The 17,692-nt window shown below is 55.0% G+C and carries 15 protein-coding genes; 1 reads left to right on the top strand and 14 read right to left on the bottom strand.

The features are described 5' to 3' along the window. Positions 1–173: 173 nt before the first annotated feature. The 7 genes from BOW53_RS03995 to BOW53_RS12715 form a co-directional block, all read right to left on the bottom strand. Entirely contained in the window at positions 174–1,436 is a 1,263-nt protein-coding gene (locus BOW53_RS03995; protein WP_078486220.1) for an O-antigen ligase family protein, read from the bottom strand. Further along, a complete protein-coding gene (locus tag BOW53_RS03990) occupies positions 1,399–2,514 on the bottom strand; it encodes a glycosyltransferase family 4 protein (RefSeq protein ID WP_078486219.1) in 1,116 nt (371 codons plus the stop codon). The genes BOW53_RS03995 and BOW53_RS03990 overlap by 38 nt, the downstream gene beginning before the upstream one ends. Continuing rightward, positions 2,496–3,428, bottom strand: a complete 933-nt coding sequence (locus tag BOW53_RS03985; protein ID WP_135606991.1) for a mitochondrial fission ELM1 family protein — start codon at positions 3,426–3,428, stop codon at positions 2,496–2,498. Before BOW53_RS03985 ends, BOW53_RS03990 begins: the two co-directional genes overlap by 19 nt. A gap of 12 nt (positions 3,429–3,440) precedes the next feature. Further along, entirely contained in the window at positions 3,441–3,635 is a 195-nt protein-coding gene (locus BOW53_RS03980) for a zinc-finger domain-containing protein (RefSeq protein ID WP_078486217.1), read from the bottom strand. Positions 3,636–3,711: 76 nt separating this feature from the next. Then, a complete protein-coding gene (locus tag BOW53_RS03975; RefSeq protein WP_078486216.1) occupies positions 3,712–4,638 on the bottom strand; it encodes a branched-chain amino acid transaminase in 927 nt (308 codons plus the stop codon). 44 nt (positions 4,639–4,682) lie between these two features. After that, on the bottom strand, positions 4,683–7,532 hold the full coding sequence (gene glnE, locus BOW53_RS03970; RefSeq protein WP_078486215.1) for a bifunctional [glutamate--ammonia ligase]-adenylyl-L-tyrosine phosphorylase/[glutamate--ammonia-ligase] adenylyltransferase: 2,850 nt from the start codon (positions 7,530–7,532) through the stop codon (positions 4,683–4,685). 282 nt (positions 7,533–7,814) lie between these two features. Beyond that, a complete protein-coding gene (locus BOW53_RS12715; protein ID WP_172838758.1) occupies positions 7,815–7,988 on the bottom strand; it encodes a hypothetical protein in 174 nt (57 codons plus the stop codon). Positions 7,989–8,168: 180 nt separating this feature from the next. Between BOW53_RS12715 and BOW53_RS03965 the strand changes: the two genes are divergently transcribed. Continuing rightward, complete coding sequence (locus BOW53_RS03965) at positions 8,169–10,142, top strand: bifunctional aldolase/short-chain dehydrogenase (protein WP_078486213.1); 1,974 nt, start codon at positions 8,169–8,171, stop codon at positions 10,140–10,142. A gap of 109 nt (positions 10,143–10,251) precedes the next feature. On the opposite strand, the gene groL is transcribed toward BOW53_RS03965, so the two are convergent. The 7 genes from groL to trxA all read right to left on the bottom strand — a co-directional run bounded on the left by groL (position 10,252) and on the right by trxA (position 17,650). Then, positions 10,252–11,907: a chaperonin GroEL gene (groL, locus tag BOW53_RS03960; protein WP_078486212.1), complete on the bottom strand. Its 1,656-nt coding sequence runs from the start codon at positions 11,905–11,907 to the stop codon at positions 10,252–10,254. Between the two features lie 53 nt (positions 11,908–11,960). Continuing rightward, positions 11,961–12,251, bottom strand: coding sequence for a co-chaperone GroES (groES, locus tag BOW53_RS03955; RefSeq protein ID WP_078486211.1), 291 nt, complete (start codon positions 12,249–12,251; stop codon positions 11,961–11,963). Positions 12,252–12,403: 152 nt separating this feature from the next. Then, positions 12,404–13,444, bottom strand: a complete 1,041-nt coding sequence (locus BOW53_RS03950; RefSeq protein WP_078486210.1) for a M14 family metallopeptidase — start codon at positions 13,442–13,444, stop codon at positions 12,404–12,406. Between the two features lie 241 nt (positions 13,445–13,685). Beyond that, positions 13,686–15,104 (bottom strand): glutamate-cysteine ligase family protein, encoded by a 1,419-nt coding sequence (locus BOW53_RS03945; RefSeq protein WP_078486209.1) that lies wholly within the window; start codon positions 15,102–15,104, stop codon positions 13,686–13,688. A gap of 7 nt (positions 15,105–15,111) precedes the next feature. Continuing rightward, on the bottom strand, positions 15,112–15,795 hold the full coding sequence (gene murU, locus BOW53_RS03940; RefSeq protein WP_078486208.1) for an N-acetylmuramate alpha-1-phosphate uridylyltransferase MurU: 684 nt from the start codon (positions 15,793–15,795) through the stop codon (positions 15,112–15,114). Positions 15,796–15,874: 79 nt separating this feature from the next. Further along, positions 15,875–17,131: a transcription termination factor Rho gene (gene rho / locus BOW53_RS03935; protein WP_078486207.1), complete on the bottom strand. Its 1,257-nt coding sequence runs from the start codon at positions 17,129–17,131 to the stop codon at positions 15,875–15,877. Between the two features lie 192 nt (positions 17,132–17,323). Continuing rightward, on the bottom strand, positions 17,324–17,650 hold the full coding sequence (gene trxA / locus BOW53_RS03930) for a thioredoxin TrxA (protein ID WP_078486206.1): 327 nt from the start codon (positions 17,648–17,650) through the stop codon (positions 17,324–17,326). Positions 17,651–17,692 lie beyond the last annotated feature (42 nt).

The raw sequence follows: 17,692 nt of genomic DNA, 5'->3' as shown, positions 1-17,692 counted from the left end.
TGAACAATCGCCCTCGAAAATGCCTTGGCATTAAAACACCTAATCAGGTATTTTTCGGGATCAACCCACCTGTTGCACTAGCGAGTTGAATCCGCGATGATATGCATTTCCCATCCTGGCCATTTTTCCTCGGCCAAGAGAGAATCAAATGCTCGGAAAATTTCCTCTAAAATTCATAATCCGCTGCTATTACTTACTCTTGATGTTTCGCTCGAAAATATCAAACCGACAAATATTGAAAAAACAACAATAACAACCGGAAACCACCATGACAGGAAAAGTATCGGCTGGGCATTAACGGGAAATATTATCGCGATAAGCGACCATGCATAGGGCTGTACAATCACCTTCCGACTGATATTCAACGAATACCATCTTTTGATTGAGTACAAGACCACTGCAATAAAACCAAGCAACCCAGGTATTCCTGCTTCAGCAAGCAACGATATGTATAACTGGTGCGCATGATTCGCAATCCTTCCTCTCGCACCATTTGGTCCAAAGGGGTCATTAGGAGCGCAATATTCACCGTATGCATCATCAAATGCTCCCACCCCCACACCCGCCAAAGGACACTCACTAAACATATTCAAAGCCGTACTCCAAATATGAATACGACCCGTCAGAATTGAATTGAATTGCTTGGTTGTCGTCGGAAGCGAATCAAACGTCGCCTCAAACTTCCTTACAACGATTGGGCTTGCACTGGCCAACAGTATCGCAAGTATTAGGAAAGCTAAAAATACCAACCTTTTGTGCTTTATTTGAAGATGAACAAAAAAGCCGATACCGACTATTGCCATCATTACCCAGCCAGCTCGATAGCCAGAAGCAAACACTGTGAACAGAGATGCAAAATATAAAGTTACCGCGGCAAATTGATATTTCTTCATCAGCCACCACAATGCAATCGGAAGGATAGCTGGCAGAATAGCCGCATAGCGCAGGTTATCTCCAAACATCCCCACAACCCTTCCATCACCCGATAGCGGAACACCAATAATATCCACGCCAACAGCATATTGAATTAGCGCATCGAATACCCAAAAACACGCAATTACAGTTATCCCTTTTTCAAATAGTTCCCTGGTATTACGGTTTTTTAATGAGTGGGTTATTCCGATAGCGCAAAAATAAAATATAAAGACAAGCACTATGACCTTGATTACGCTTTCTCTTGAATAGGGCGCAATCAGCGAAATGGTTGTCGGAATCAGTATTGCGATAAAAGAATAGAGTAAAAACCGCTCTTCATTAGTACGAATGAGCGACCACTCCTTCCTTACAAAATAAAAAAAACCAACTATCGCTGCTAAAACGGCGAAGAGTCTCGGCCCGCCAATAAAAGGTGACCATGCAATGATCAATACGGAAAGTATTGCTGTGAATATTTTGAGTTTATCCAACACACTTTGCATAACAATTGATTGTTGCATCCAGCATTTCTCGCAATGTGAATTTATGCAACTCTGGCACACTTGGGGAATTGTGATACCACGACTCAAGCAGACCGGTAATGCCGGAAATATCGTTTACTTCCGCCATTCCTTCAGGGAAAACATCTGCAAGCTGTTCTTTAACACCACCATGGGCATAAGCGGCAACGGGTATACCGAGACTCAAAGCCTCGATGGTGGTTCTTCCAAATGCCTCGTATTTAGTGGACAGGGAAACAACTGCATCTGAGATGGCCATTATATCTCTCAAATCCCGACGGTCCCCAGTGAAGGTTACATCATCCGTCAACTGTGCTTTTTGCACGAGCGTCTTTAGCTCGTGCTCAAAATCCTGCTTTTTATCATGGGCTCCTCCAACAATTAAACCATGAACAGGGATACCTCTTTGTTTCAACCGCTGGATAACTTCAATAAAATGCTCCTGCCCTTTCCACCGAGTCAACCGGCCTGGCATCGTGACTACATATTTACCGGGCAGCCCAGGATTCTCATCATGCCAAACCTTTAACCATTCACTATCCGGTGTATATCCATAAGAAAAGATATCCCTATCGACACCTCTATGTATTACCTGGATTCTTTTTGGATCGACCTTTGGATAATTATTCAGGATGTATTCTTTAATCGATTCCGAAACAGCAATAACCACCTCGCCTTTCGTCATGATCTCACTGTACCAACTCACAGAATACGGTCCATGCACTGTAGTGACCAGGTGAGGTCGCCTTGATTCAGGCAAACCTCTCCAGGCCAAATACCCTATCCATGCGGGAAGTCTTGACCTGAGATGCAAAATGTCCGGCTTTTCTTCCTGAAGAAATTTGCGGATTTTTGGCACAAGCAGCAATGTGCTGAGCTTTTTTGCTCCCACTTCCCAGCAGTGGTGCGTGCTGCCAGACTCAACCAGATCATCAACCATCCGACCATCATCGGAAATCACTATGGATTCATGGCCTCGCCTGACCAACTCTGATGCCAGCTCTACTGTGCCACGCTCCACGCCACCACTATCGAGAGCGGGAAGCATTTGCACAACTTTCAATTTTCGTTCAGCCATTTCTCTATCAACCAATCTGCACAGCGCCATGCCTCATCAAGGGGTTTCTCATTTCGATAACTTTCGGACTCTTTCACCCACCGGCGATAAGGAACCACAACACCTTCATTTATCAAATCCTCCAGACCGGCAGACACATGGCTGTTTGTTATTCGAGGCACCTCTAAAATCCCAACACCTACCCCGCTTGTCAGCGCCTCGTAGACCATCGAAACCGAATCTTCGGTAACCCACGCAAGCGAGCTTTCAGCCAATTGGCCGGCAACCCAACCAGGCGCAGTCTGTTCAACCGGAATTATGCATAAATTATCAGAATCAATTTTCTTGAGCTGCTCCAAAAATGCACCGGGGGTGCGCCGCGAAGTAGTCAGGTTAAATGACACTTGAGGGGAGGCCTTAGTGATATCAATGATCTGAGAAACCAACGATTCGTCATCCCAGCCATGGTGTTTCGATGGCCCCCCTATCAAAAACAGCGCCTTTTTTGGATCATGCACTCCCTCGGATGACAACGGATTCAGAACACCACGGGTGATAAAAACCCCGCGCCCAGGCTCGACATCATCATGGGCAGGAATAACACACAGATCGAATACCTTAATAGGCAAGCTCGGCTTCATGAGAACCACGGCCCTGCCCCCATGGGCCCGACGAGCGGCAAGCAGTGAAAAATGAGTGGCATGCCCAGCACCTATAACCAGGTCGGGATCAGGCAGATTATTTGCAACGGGAAAGCGTCCGATCATCCAATACCACAAGACAGACGCTTTGGTTTCGGCAGGAATATCGAAAACCTCGACCCCTGGCAGGCAACGCATAAGTGCATTAACCAAACCAAGGCTCTGGTTCTCATGTCCAGGCTTACCATCGATGATACGCCAAACGACCACTCGCTTTTGAGGTGTGTCGCTCACGCAAATAAGACTTTAGTCGGTGAGCTTGTAGTGAGCACCGCAGTAAGGGCAGACCGCTTCGCCACTCTTTTCGATCGGCAGGAATACCCTGGGATGCATGTTGGCGCCATCCGTGGATTTATTGGGACAGCACGGGGGCAGTTCCTTGCGGCTTACCTCAACCCTCTTTGCGGTTTGCTTGGCAACAGCTGCTTCGGCTTCGGCCATCGCTATGATCCTCTGTTCGTATTTTCCTGAAAATTACCGGACCTCAAGGCTTCGCGTGAGCGAAACCCGGCAACTCTCATTTTACATGTGTCAGCCACTCGGGATGCTCATCTCGCCTACCCTGTACCTGGTCGAAATAGAGCCCTTGCAGACGTTCGGTAATCGGTCCGCGGTCACCATTTCCGATGGCGCGATTGTCTACTTCACGGATGGGGGTCACCTCTGCCGCGGAGCCCGTAAAGAATGCCTCGTCAGCGATATACACCTCATCCCGGGTTATGCGTTTTTCGATAACCGGAATACCCAGCTCATCAGCCAGGGTCATCACTGTCTTGCGGGTGATGCCATCAAGCGCAGAGGTCAGGTCTGGCGTATAGATCACACCGTCACGTACGACGAAAAGGTTCTCCCCGGAACCCTCCATCACAAAACCGTTTGTATCGAGCAGCAGCGCTTCGTCATAGCCGTTGTCCAGCGTCTCTTTCAACGCCAGCATCGAATTCATGTAGTTGCCGTTGGCCTTGGCCCGGCACATGGTGATGTTGACGTGGTGTCGGGTGAAGGAAGAGACGTGAACTCGGATGCCGTGCTTCAGGTTCTCCTCTCCGAGGTAGGCGCCCCACTCCCAGGCGGCGACCATGACATGGACTTTCAGGTTGTCCGCGCGCAGGCCCATGCCTTCGGACCCATAGAAACACATCGGACGAATGTAGGCTGAGTCCAGGTTGTTCTCACGTACCGCGGCGATCTGCGCCTGGTTTAGCGTCTCCGCATCGTAGGGAATATCCATACCAAGAATGTGCCCGGACTGAAGCAGCCGCTCTGTGTGATCCTGAAGGCGAAAGATGGCCGGACCCTTATCGGTCTGGTAGGCACGCACTCCTTCAAACACGCCCATGCCGTAATGGAGCGTATGGGTCAACACATGGATCTTCGCCTCGCGCCAAGGCACCATCTCCCCGTCCAGCCAGATCCACCCATCACGGTCCGCAAAATTCGACATCATCCATCTCCAAATTAGCGCTTATCAATTCAATTCCCGGAGGATCATGCCTCCATTAGTGATTCCCACAGCTCCCGCACCGTCTTACGCTCTTCGGCCAGTTTTTCATCTCCGATCAGGCCGGGAAGTTCGCTCAGTGCATTCCGGTGATAGGCGGCACGGAAAACCCGATAGTTGTTAGCCAGCACCTCCGTGGTATTCCCCTCCAGAAGGTCATGCCTGGCCAAAGTATCCAGCAGGCGAATATTGTCCGTCCAATCGAGAAGGTCGGGATACTGATTCGCCCACCGCAGGACCGAGTATTGAACCATAAATTCGATATCCGCGATACCGCCACGGCCCTGCTTGATATCGAATTGGCCGTTGCCGGACTTATCCAGAGATGCGCGCATCTTTTCGCGCATATCCCGCACTGCATCATGCAGTTCGTCGGGATCGCGCTGCCTGGAGAGTACCTCTCGCCTGATCGATTTGAACTGTTCCATCAATACCGGATCACCAGCCACCGGCCGCGCACGAAGCAGCGCCTGGTGCTCCCAGGTCCAGGCATCGTTTTTCTGGTACAACTCGAATGCCTCGATAGGTGTAACCAGCATGCCGGAGTTACCGTTGGGCCGCAGCCGCATATCGACTTCGTAAAGCAATCCCGAGGGGGTACGGGTAGTGAACATATGAATCATGCGCTGCCCCATGCGCACATAAAAGACATCGTTGGCAACCGGCCGCTCACCATCAGTCATCGCATTAGGGTTCCGATTACCGTGGACAAACACCAGGTCCAGATCGGAGCCGTAACCCAACTCAATACCCCCCATCTTGCCGTAGCCAAGCACCAGGAAACCGGTGTCACTGCTATCTATCTCCTGGGGCTTTCCGTAACGCCCGGCCATTCCATCCCAGACCAGTTTCAGCACCCTGGCAGTCACCGCCTCGGCAATTTCGGTGAGGTAATCGCTCACCACCATCAGGGGTATCACGCCGGTCAGGTCCGCTGCCGCTACCCGGAGCATGTTGCTCTGGGAGAACTGGCGCAGCCGCTCCATCTGCTGCTCCAGGTCGTCAGCATCCAGCGGCGCAAGCAGGGTATCCAGCTCCTCTTCGAGTCCCTCCCGGTGCAACGGACTATAGAGCCGCCGCGGATCGAGCATCTCGTCGAAGAGTAGCGGGTGCCTGGAGAGCTGCTGTGAGATCCAGGGACTGATGCTGGTCAGTCGAACCAGTTGCGACAATGCGATAGGACTCTCGACCAGCAGGGCGAGGTAGGCGGCTCTTCTGCCAACCGCTTCCAGCAGCTTCAGCACCCGCTCGAGAGTCACTTCAGGTGCAGCAGAAGCACCAACGGCCTCCAGCAACAAGGGCATCAGCTGGTCCAGGCGCTCCCGGCCACGGGTTCCGATACCGCGAAAGGCGTGAGAGTCCCGAAAGGCACCCAGCTTTTCCACTGCCAGGGCGGAATCTCTGAATCCGGCGGCTTCCAACGCTTCCGAAGCCTGGGCTTCATCCAGCTCCTCACACCACAGTGACTGTAGTGGCCGCTCTTCCCGTTCATCTTCTGTCTGGGGAACGGCAAAGACCTTGTCGAAGTGTCCCTGGACCCGGGATCGGTGATGCTCCAGGGCATTATGAAAATCATGCCAGCCCTCAAACCCCATTGAACGCGCCATGCGCAACCGTCCTGCATCGTCTTCGGGCAGCAGGTGGGTCTGCTTGTCCTGCCATGCCTGAATCCGATTCTCCACCAGGCGCAGGAATTCGTATGCATGGGTCAGGTCGCTGACCACGTACTCCGGCAGCAACTGCTTTTCGGAAAGCAGTTGCAGCACAGGAAGTATGGGACGAATCTGCAACTCGGGATCACGCCCTCCCCGGATCAACTGAAAGGCCTGCCCGATAAATTCGATCTCACGGATTCCACCCGGCCCCAGCTTCACATTGTCCGCCATTCCCTTGCGCTGCAGCTCACGGCTGATCATCTGCTTCATGTCGCGTATGGATTCGATAGCGCCGAAATCCAGGTAGCGGCGATAGACAAAAGGCTTGAGCATCGCCATCAGGTGCGCCCCGGCTTCCGGATCGCCGGCCACGACACGGGCCTTTACCATGGCGTAACGTTCCCACTCCCTTGCCTGGGATTGGTAGTACACCTCCATGGCATCGAAGCTGAACGCCAGCGGCCCCGAATTTCCAAACGGACGGAGACGGGCATCCACACGGAACACGAAACCATCAACGGTATGGGTGTTGATCGCCTTGGTCAATTGCTGGCAGAGCCGGGTAAAAAACTGCTCATTGGAAAGATAGCGCGGCCCATCCACCTCTCCCACACTGGGATAGGTGTAGATCAGATCGATATCGGAGGAGAGGTTGAGCTCCCGGGCGCCCAGCTTACCCATTCCCAGCACAACCAGGTACTGCTGATTACCTTCTGCATCACGCGGCACGCCCTGCTTGGTTACGGCCCACTCATATAGGTGGTCAAGGGCACCCTGGATACAGGCATCTGCCAGGGCGGAGAGGTCTTCAAGGGTCTCAGACAGGGGGGCGCTGCCGGAAGTGTCACGCCAGATGATGCGCACCATCTGCCTCCGTCGAAAAAGACGCAGTACTTTGTGCAGCCCGGCCTCTTCAGCGACCTCTTCCAGTTCCTTATTGAGTCGGGCGGCCATCTCCCCTCCCCCAAAGGAAGATACCAGATCACCGTCCTGAAACAGTGACACCAACAGCTGCGGATCCCGTTGGCAGCACTGGGCTACGTATTCACTCGCCTCCAGGACTTGCTTGTGCCGTTCCATGAATGCTGCGGGGAAGTCATGGGCAACCCTTTGCTCCTCTGCGCTCTCAAGCCACTGACCCCACTGTGCCTCAACCCCGTCAACGAGCTCTTGTCTCTGCATTAAAACTGTCCGATTCCAACTAAAAAGCGAGAAAATATTAACGCTATCTTTTGAATATTGCTTTAAGCGGTGTCAATGGATAACGACTCTTCCGTCACCCAGTGAAGATGCAGCTTTTCATCACTCCCGGCCAGCCCTGCAAAAGCGCGTTCCAAATCATCTGCGTCACCTCGCTGCCGATGTCCAACCAATGCGATTCGGCACCGGTTCCAACCTTCTCGATCCCGTTCTCCGACCCCGGTTTCGACCAACGTCTGAAAATCGGAGAGCAGATTGCCATCGTCAGGCAGACTGACCACGCCAGTTACCTATCCCCAGGCGCTGATAGGTCAGCCTACCCAGCTGTAAATCCGCCGTTTCGATGTGTTTGAATACCTCGTCGGGGCACCCACAGCCCAGCACACGACGAACAAAAGGCTTTATTTCATTTTTCCGAAGCTTGGCCCTCATACTCATCTTCCATAGAATCCAAGTCTGTCAATGTTACCCCATGTCATAACATCAGACGCACGAGCAATCATATTTCATTCATATCCAACAACACCCTGCTTTTCCGCAAGTCCGTGCGCTTCTGGTAAGCTAGACCGCCCCAATAACCTACAACATAAATACATTCATCCCCACGAAGGGTGCGCCATGAAAAACCTATGGAATGAACAGGAAGCCTCGAACTACCGGACCGATCTCGAACAGCGGGTCTACACCTCCAGGCTTCTGGGATCCGACCCCTCACTTGTCTTGCACGGCGGCGGCAACACCTCGGTCAAAATAACCGAGACCAGCCTGGTTGGGGAGGAAGAAACGCTATTGTATGTCAAGGGATCGGGCTGGGACCTGGCAACCATCGAAGCGGCCGGATTCACACCTATACGCATGGCACACCTGCTGAAACTGGCGGCCCTGGACAGCCTCTCGGACACCCAGATGGTGAACGAACTGAAAACCCAGCAAACCATCGCTTCTGCCCCGACCGGCTCCGTTGAATCCATTCTCCATGCCGCGCTCCCCTACAAGTTCGTGGACCATACACACGCAGACGCCATTGTCACGATAACCAACACTGATGACGGCGAACAGAGAATCCGCGAGATCTATGGCGACGCGGTGATCATCGTCCCTTATGTCATGCCAGGATTCGACCTGGCCCGTCTTGTGGCAAAACAGTTTGCAGAAGAGGCCACGGAGAAAACGGTGGGCATGGTGTTGATGAATCACGGCATCTTCTCGTTTGGGGAGACAGCCAAGGCGTCCTATGACTCCATGATCCAATTGGTTGGGCGAGCTGAATCTTACCTGGAGGAAAAAGGGGCATGGAATATTCCGGAGCCCGAAAGCATTCCGACAGCCAATATTGCCAAGGAAGAACTCGCAGCACTGCGAAAAGAGATCTCGGAAACAGCCGGATTTTCGGTCATCCTTACCATAGACAGAACTGCCGAGAGCATGCAGTTCTGCAACCGCCCCGACCTCGCTTCGATCTCCCAGCAGGGCCCTGCCACCCCGGACCACGTTATTCGCACCAAGAGAGTACCCCAGGTGGGGCGTGACGTTGCCGGATATGCCGACGAGTACAGGCAGTACTTTGAACGTAATGCAATCAACGCACGCACCGAAGTCTCCATGCTGAACCCCGCCCCCCTGGTGATACTGGACAAGGCGCTTGGCATGTTGACTGCGGGCAAGAGCATCAAGGATGCAAACATCAACGCGGACATCTACAACCACACTATGGAGATTATCCAGCGCGCCGAAATGCTGGGTGGTTGGAGAGCACTGCCGGAACAGGACATATTTGATCTCGAGTACTGGGAACTGGAGCAGGCCAAGCTCAGAAAAGGTGGATCGGCGCCTGAGTTTCAAGGAGAGGTCGCACTGGTCACGGGCGCTGCCTCGGGTATCGGAAAAGCGTGCGTCGACTCCCTTCTGAGCCGCGGGGCCGCAGTCGTCGGACTTGATATCAATCCCGAAATCCAATCACTTTACGACCGCCCCGATTTCTTCGGACTTCGTTGCGACGTTACCGACCGGGATGCGATTGGCAACACCCTCGACCGTGCAGTGAGCAAATTCGGCGGACTGGACATGCTGATACTCAATGCCGGCATGTTCCCCGGGGGTACCCGCATCGGGGAACTCGATGACACACTCTGGAGACGGGTGATGTCAGTCAACCTGGACGCCAACCTAGCTCTCATGCGTGAGTCGCATCCATTGCTGAGGCTCTCGCCAGGCAAAGGGCGAGTGGTTGTCATCGGCTCAAAGAACGTACCTGCCCCGGGCCCGGGTGCTGCTGCGTACTCCGCGTCCAAGGCGGCGCTGAATCAACTCGCTCGCATTGCCGCCCTTGAATGGGGGGCTGACGGCATCCGCATCAACACCCTGCATCCTGATGCGGTCTTCGACACCGGCTTGTGGACAGAAGAGGCCCTGAAGGCCAGGGCCGAGCACTACGGCATGACCGTCCAGGCCTACAAAACCAAAAACATATTGAAGACCGAGGTGACACCCCATGACGTGGCCGAACTGGCTGCCGCCATGTGCGGATCGCTATTCGCAAAGACAACCGCATCCCAGGTACCGGTGGATGGTGGAAATGACCGGGTGATTTAGTCACCCTGGATAGCAGTTTTCTCGGCCGACATCATCAACGGTCAAAAATAAAAAAAGCCCGGCAGTGATGCCGGGCTTTTTCTGGTACGCCGATGCGTAGCAGGGACGATTACATCATGCCGCCCATGCCACCCATGCCGCCCATGCCGCCCATGCCACCCATGTCAGGTGCAGCAGCAGCTCCAGCGTCCTGAGGCTCTTCAGCCACCATCACTTCGGTGGTAATCATCAGTCCGGCCACGGAAACCGCGTTCTGCAGTGCAGAGCGGGTTACCTTGGTGGGATCCAGGATACCCATCTCGACCATGTCGCCGTACTCACCGTTGGCCGCATTGAAGCCGAAGTTGCCTTCGCTCTCTTCAACCTTGTTCAGCACCACGGAGGCTTCGCCACCGGCATTGGCCACGATCTGACGCAGAGGCTCTTCCATGGAGCGGCAGGCGATGCTGACGCCGACATCCTGGTCGTGGTTGTCACCGCTCACATCGATGGCAAGCAGAGCGCGAACCAGGGCCACACCACCGCCGGGGACGATACCCTCTTCAACAGCAGCGCGGGTGGCGTGCAGTGCATCTTCCACGCGGGCCTTCTTCTCTTTCATCTCAACTTCGGTCGCAGCACCAACCTTGATCACGGCAACACCGCCGGCCAGCTTGGCAACACGCTCCTGGAGCTTCTCGCGATCGTAATCGGAAGAGGTCTCTTCGATCTGGGCGCGGATCTGCTCAACGCGGGCCTTGATGTCGTTCTCGGCACCGGCGCCGTCGATAATGGTGGTCTCTTCCTTGGAGATCTGGATCTTCTTGGCAGTACCCAGCTCGTTCAGGGTAGCCTTCTCCAGGCTCAGGCCGACCTCTTCGGAGATCACAGTACCACCGGTCAGGATAGCGATATCCTGCAGCATGGCCTTGCGGCGGTCACCGAAACCGGGCGCCTTCACGGCGCAGACCTTCACGATACCGCGAATGTTGTTCACAACCAGGGTCGCCAGGGCTTCGCCCTCAACGTCCTCTGCAATGATCAGCAGGGGCTTGCCCGCCTTGGCCACACCTTCCAGTACAGGGAGCAGGTCGCGGATGTTGGAGATCTTCTTGTCATGCAGCAGCACGAAAGGATCTTCCAGGTCAGCGGTCATGGCCTGCTGGTTGTTAACGAAGTAGGGAGAGAGGTAGCCGCGATCGAACTGCATACCCTCGACCACGTCCAGCTCGTTTTCGAGAGCGGAACCCTCTTCAACTGTAATAACCCCCTCTTTACCGACTTTAGTCATCGCCTCAGCAATGATGTCACCAATGTTGGTGTCAGAGTTTGCAGAGATGGTACCTACCTGGGCGATCTCTTTGTCGTCGGAGCAGGGCTTGGACATATCACGCAGCTGAGTTACAGCAGCTTCTACAGCCTTGTCCATGCCGCGCTTCAGGTCCATGGGGTTCATGCCGGCAGCGACAGCCTTCAGGCCTTCGCGCACCATGGCCTGGGCCAGAACGGTTGCAGTGGTGGTACCGTCACCGGCCACATCGGAGGTCTGGGAGGAGACCTCTTTAACCATCTGTGCGCCCATGTTCTCGAACTTGTCAGCCAGTTCGATCTCTTTGGCTACGGAAACACCGTCTTTGGTGATGGTGGGGGCACCGAAGGACTTCTCCAGTACCACGTTGCGGCCCTTGGGACCCAGGGTGGTCTTGACCGCGTTGGCCAGGATGTTCACACCGGCCAGCATTCTCTGGCGGGCGTCATCACCAAACTTCACTTCTTTTGCAGACATTTCGCTTGTTCCTTAGAAATTCAGAGTTGAATATTCGTTCATCAACCGAAGGCTCAGCCCTCGATGACACCCATGATGTCTTCTTCGCGCATCACCAGGACTTCCTGGTCGCCAATCTTGACTTCGTTGCCGGAGTACTTGCCGAACAGCACCTTGTCGCCAACCTTGACGTCCAGGGGACGGGCATCACCGTTGCTCAACATCTTGCCGTTGCCCACGGCGATCACTTCACCCTGAACGGGCTTTTCGGTTGCACTGTCGGGCAGCACGATGCCACCGGCGCTGGTGCGCTCTTCTTCCATACGACGGATGACCACGCGGTCGTGCAGCGGACGAATGTTCATCTACTGATCTCTCCTAATTTGGATGTTAATAAAATGACTAATTATTCGTTATCCAGGGTATTATTAGCACTCACCCTGACTGAGTGCTAATAATAGGGTCAAACTTTGGAGAGTCAAGGGGGGGGGGGGGAATTCTTCCCCTGAAAGGGAATTCAGGCCGAATCACCGTCCCTCAGATGGTCGTCGTAGCGCTCCATCAGGTAGCAGAGGCAATCCTGGCGGATCACCCGCTCATCCCGGGTCAGCATGGAGGGCATCACCGGCACCCGCAGGCGAAGATCGCTGCCGTCGACCTCGAAATAGCGGCTTGTCACGTCACGCCCCTGTTCGTCCCGGGCATCGAGACCCAGGCCTTTTTCCAGGCTGGACCGGCCCAGGCGGGTCCCCCGGGTGAGTTCCCGGAAATTGAACAGCTCCAGGTCTTCGTCGAACTGCAACTGCGCATCCACGCCGCCGAAGCCGAAGCTGATATCCTCGGGGACCTTGACCACTGCCACGGTATGAAAGAGGTCGATATCGTGCTCGGAGACGGGGGGTTCCGGAAAATCCGAAAGATGCAGGCACGCATCCAGATACTCCCGGGCGTGCTCCACGCCATGGGCCTGTCCCGGCCGGCCGCACTCCAGGGTCACCGCAGGGCAGTGCTTGGACATGGCCAGGGATTGCACGCCACAGGGCCTGATGAAGTAGACCACGGTGCGACTGAACATGGCTGCCAGGTGCAAAAAGCGGTTATCGATGACGTTGACACAGGCGTAGTGGGGATTGAGGCCGGTATTGTTGTGGATATCAACACTGGCAAACATACCCCTTCGTGTCATGATCTCCACCACCCGGCCCATCATCTCGTGCTCGGCCCCGGAGGCAACCTCGCATCCGGGCCAGACCCGATTGTAGTCCGGCTGCCCGTCAAGGCGTCTTAGCCCCTGGGAGGCGGCACTGACATTGCCGATAAACAGACTCACCGAGCGGGGCAGAGATTCATACTGCCCCTCGGCACCATAGGCGGACAACAGCTGGCGAACTGCCTCCCAACCGGTAGGCTCGTTGCCGTGCATCAACACTGACACAAACAGCGCAGGTTCCCGCGCCCCGGTCAGATGAATCAGCGTGGGACCATCCAGAACCCCCTCCAACTCATGTGCCTCAAGCTCCAGCAACCCATCCGGAAGATAATCCAACTCCTGCAACATACTTCAATCTACATCCAACAATGCCAATATTCAGATAATCCAAAGCGCATATTACCTTACCTGGACACTATGAGCCTTTTGCGGAAGTCGATGTGCCTGCTTATCAAGGTGTCGGCAGCAGGGATGCTGCCCTCAAGCGTCCATGGATGGTCGCTCCCGGCATCCTGCCTCCCGCGACACTCGCACATCCCTGCGCATCGGATTCACAGCGCCCTTGATAAGCAGGCACATCGACATCCCATTACAAAGACCACTCACTCACCACCCGCCCTGAAGCCTGCCGCTCGATATAGGCCTGTGTCAGGCCTCGCATATCTCTACCATGGCGCTCCACCCAGGCACGCTGCCACACGGCACCGGTCTGCCCGGAGTCCAACCGCCGCTCAATGATGCCCAGCCAGCGTTCGATCTCCGCACGCTCAATGCCCAGCGCCTCCAAGCCCTGCCGCGCCAGGCTGCCAAGCAGCTCATTGCAGAGCTCATCCATATCGCACCGCTTTCCATCCAGCCATTCAACCCTGGCATGAAGTCCGAACCGTGCGGCCTTGTAAAAGTTGTCCCGCGCCTGCTCGAACAGCAAGCGCATCTCCGGCGGTTCATCCATGGTCGACAAGGCGTGTACCACGCCGAAATAGAATGCCGCATTGGCCATGCAATCATCCACCACCGGCCCTGCCGGCACCACCCGGTGCTCTATACGCAGATGCGGCACGCCCTGGTCATTGAACCCCACCAGCGGCCTGTTCCAGCGCCAGATGGTACCGTTGTGCAACCTCAGATGGGGGAACTGCTCTTCAGACTCCTCCATCAACCGCGGCAACAGCACCGGATAGCGATCTTTATTCGCCTCGAAGAGATCCATGATGGAGTTGCGGAGATAGCGGATACCAAAAGTGACCCGCTTGGTCAGCTCCGACTCGCCCACATACACCGCCTGCTCGAACAGCGGAATACGGGTCTCATCCCAGAGATCGGCCCCGAACAGATAGGGGGAGTTGGCACTGAGCGCCACCATCGGCGCCGACAGGATCTTGGATGCATTGTAAAAGCGCACAGCCTTCTCCACATCCACCTTGAGATGAATCTGGAAAGAAGTGGTTGCCGACTCCAGCATCACGTCGTCATGCACAAAACGCAGCCGCTCCCTCCCCTCGATATCCATGCTCAAGGGCGCGCCGCCACGCAGCCTGTAGAGCTGCTCATCAAGCGCCTTGTAGCGCTGCAGGGGGGACATGTTTTCCGGGCTGAGATGATCCTCTGTAACCGTAGGAAGAATGCCAATCATGGCCAGGCGGGCACCGTGCTCGGCGGCAAGCCGGTCACATCCGCCCCAGGTTTTATTGAGGCCATCCGCCAGACAAGAGAGCGCATTGCCGGTAAGGGTCGCCGGATGGCCATTGAGCTCCAGGTTGAACTTGGCAAGTTCGGGCACCACCAGGGGGTCGCTCAGCTTCTCCAGGCATAGGTCATTGATGGGCGCTGGATCCCCGGCACTGTCCACCAGCCAGGTCTCGAGTTCGAATCCACCGACATGTTCTGCAGGAGGGAAGACACCATCATTAAGCCAGGCATCAAGGAGCCGGGTTTCTCGCTCCAGTCGCTCCCTGAAGGCGATGAAGTCCTCGTCACTGAATCGGCTATCGGCAATCTCTTGGCCCATTCCCTGATCAGCTCCATAACAGTCTGTCCACCTCGTCCAATCGCTCTGGCGTGCCTACATCCACCCACGCCCCCTGAAAATACTCACCGCTCACCTTTCCTGCAGCCATCGCCTCCCGAAGCAGGGGCGCCAAAGAAAACTTCCCGGCACTGCAGCCATCAAACAGCCCGCGCCTGTAGACCCCGATTCCGCTGAAGGTCAGGCGAATGTTCGCACTCTCGCTGACATCCTCTCCATCCAGAGCAAAATCCCCTTCCGGGTGATGGGGAGGGTTGTCGATCAACACCAGGTGCGCCAATCGCCCCTCGGGACATCGGGCTCTCTTGAAATCATAGTCGCTCCAGACATCTCCGTTGACCACCAGGAAAGGATCCTCCCCCAACAACGGCAGCGCATTGAATATCCCCCCGCCTGTCTCCAGTGCCCCGGCTGGCTCTTCAGAGTATTCGATGGCGACCCCGAATCGGCTGCCGTCTCCCAGGCAATCCTCGATCTGATCGCCCAGGTGGGCATGATTGATTACCAGTTCCCGGATTCCTGCTTCGAGAAGCGCCTCAATGTGATAATGAATCAGGGGTTTTCCGGCGACCTCCAGCAGGGGCTTGGGCGTTCGGTCGGTGAGCGGGCGCATCCGTTCACCGCGGCCGGCAGCCAGTATCATCGCCTTTTTTGGTTTTTCGCTCTGCTTCATCAGCCCGATATTACATCGCCATAAAGAAAAAAACGCTCCCTTCAGGGGAGCGGTTTTGCATTTCAAAATCAATCTCCGATCAACGCTTCATGGCATCAAAGAACTCGTTATTGGTCTTGGTTACCTTGAGCTTGTCGTAGAGGAACTCCATGGCCGCAATCTCATCCATGGGATGGAGTATCTTGCGCAGGATCCACATCTTCTGCAGATCGTCCGGCTTCATCAGCAGATCCTCGCGACGGGTGCCGGAACGGTTGATGTTAATAGAGGGGAAGATACGCTTCTCCGCCACCCGACGATCCAGGTGAATCTCCATGTTGCCTGTACCCTTGAACTCTTCGTAGATCACGTCATCCATACGCGAACCGGTATCCACCAGGGCAGTAGCGATAATGGTCAGGGAGCCACCCTCTTCCACGTTGCGCGCCGCACCGAAGAAACGCTTGGGACGATGCAGGGCATTGGCGTCCACACCACCGGTCAACACCTTGCCGGATGAGGGGATAACCGTATTGTAGGCGCGGGCCAGGCGGGTGATGGAATCCAGCAGGATCACCACGTCCTTCTTGTGCTCAACCAGGCGCTTGGCCTTCTCGATCACCATCTCGGCTACCTGCACGTGGCGTGCGGCAGGCTCATCGAAGGTGGAGGAGATCACCTCGCCACGCACGGAGCGGGCCATCTCGGTCACCTCTTCCGGGCGCTCGTCGATCAGCAATACGATCAGGTAGCACTCGGGATGGTTGTAGGCAATGGACTGAGCCACGTTCTGCATCAGCATGGTCTTACCCGCCTTGGGGGGGGAGACGATGAGGCCGCGCTGCCCCTTGCCGATGGGCGCAACCAGTTCGATGGTTCGCGCGGTTATGTCTTCGGTACTGCCATTGCCAACCTCGAGGGTGAACTTCTCATTGGCGAACAGCGGCGTGAAATTCTCGAACAGGATCTTGTTCTTGGCGTTTTCCGGCTTGTCGTAGTTGATCTCGCTGACCTTGAGCAGGGCGAAGTAGCGCTCGCTGTCCTTGGGGGGCCGGATCTTGCCGGAAATGGTGTCACCGGTGCGCAGGTTGAAGCGCCGGATCTGACTGGGCGAGACGTAAATATCATCGGGACCTGCTAGGTAAGAGCTGTCTGCAGAGCGCAGGAATCCAAACCCGTCCTGCAATATCTCCAACACCCCATCACCGTAGATATCTTCACCTTTCTTGGCGTGGGCCTTTAGGATGGCAAAAATCAGGTCCTGCTTGCGCGACCTTGCCATACCCTCGATTTTCATTTCCTGGGCCAGTTGAACCAGTTCGGCGACCGGCATCTTTTTAAGTTCGGTGAGATTCATGATGTTTTTTTGCGGTTTGGAAAAATGGAACGGTACGGACGGAGATGTCCGTTGGAATGGGGGGTTATTTTGGATTTAAAGAGACTCGCTCTTGGGGTGTTCGTTTTGGAAAACGGCGCTCGCGGGAGTGCCTAGGAAAAGGGATTGTAGCACTGTCCCGCGGCGCGTCCAGTTTTTTATCTATTTTTCTGCTTACAGGTTGCTGTCGATAAACGCAGTCAGCTGGGATTTGGAAACAGCACCCACCTTGGTTGCTTCCACTTCACCATCCTTGAACAGCATCAGGGTCGGGATGCCGCGAATGCCGTAGCGGGGAGGCGTATTGGGGTTGTCGTCGATGTTGAGCTTGGCGATCTTGACCTTCCCGGCGTACTCCCCGGCGATCTCGTCCAGCGCGGGTGCAATCATCTTGCAGGGACCGCACCACTCTGCCCAGTAATCGATAAGCACAGGCAGCCCGGACTGCAGCACTTCGGCTTCAAAGGAATCATCCGTCACATAAACGATCTGTTCACTCATTCATCTATCTCCAAATAGGTCTGGTGGAAATTGTCACCGAAT

Origin of the sequence: Solemya velesiana gill symbiont (assembly GCF_002020805.1) — a bacterium.
Classification (GTDB): domain Bacteria; phylum Pseudomonadota; class Gammaproteobacteria; order Chromatiales; family Chromatiaceae; genus Sedimenticola_A.
This window is presented reverse-complemented; position numbering and strand designations above follow the sequence as displayed.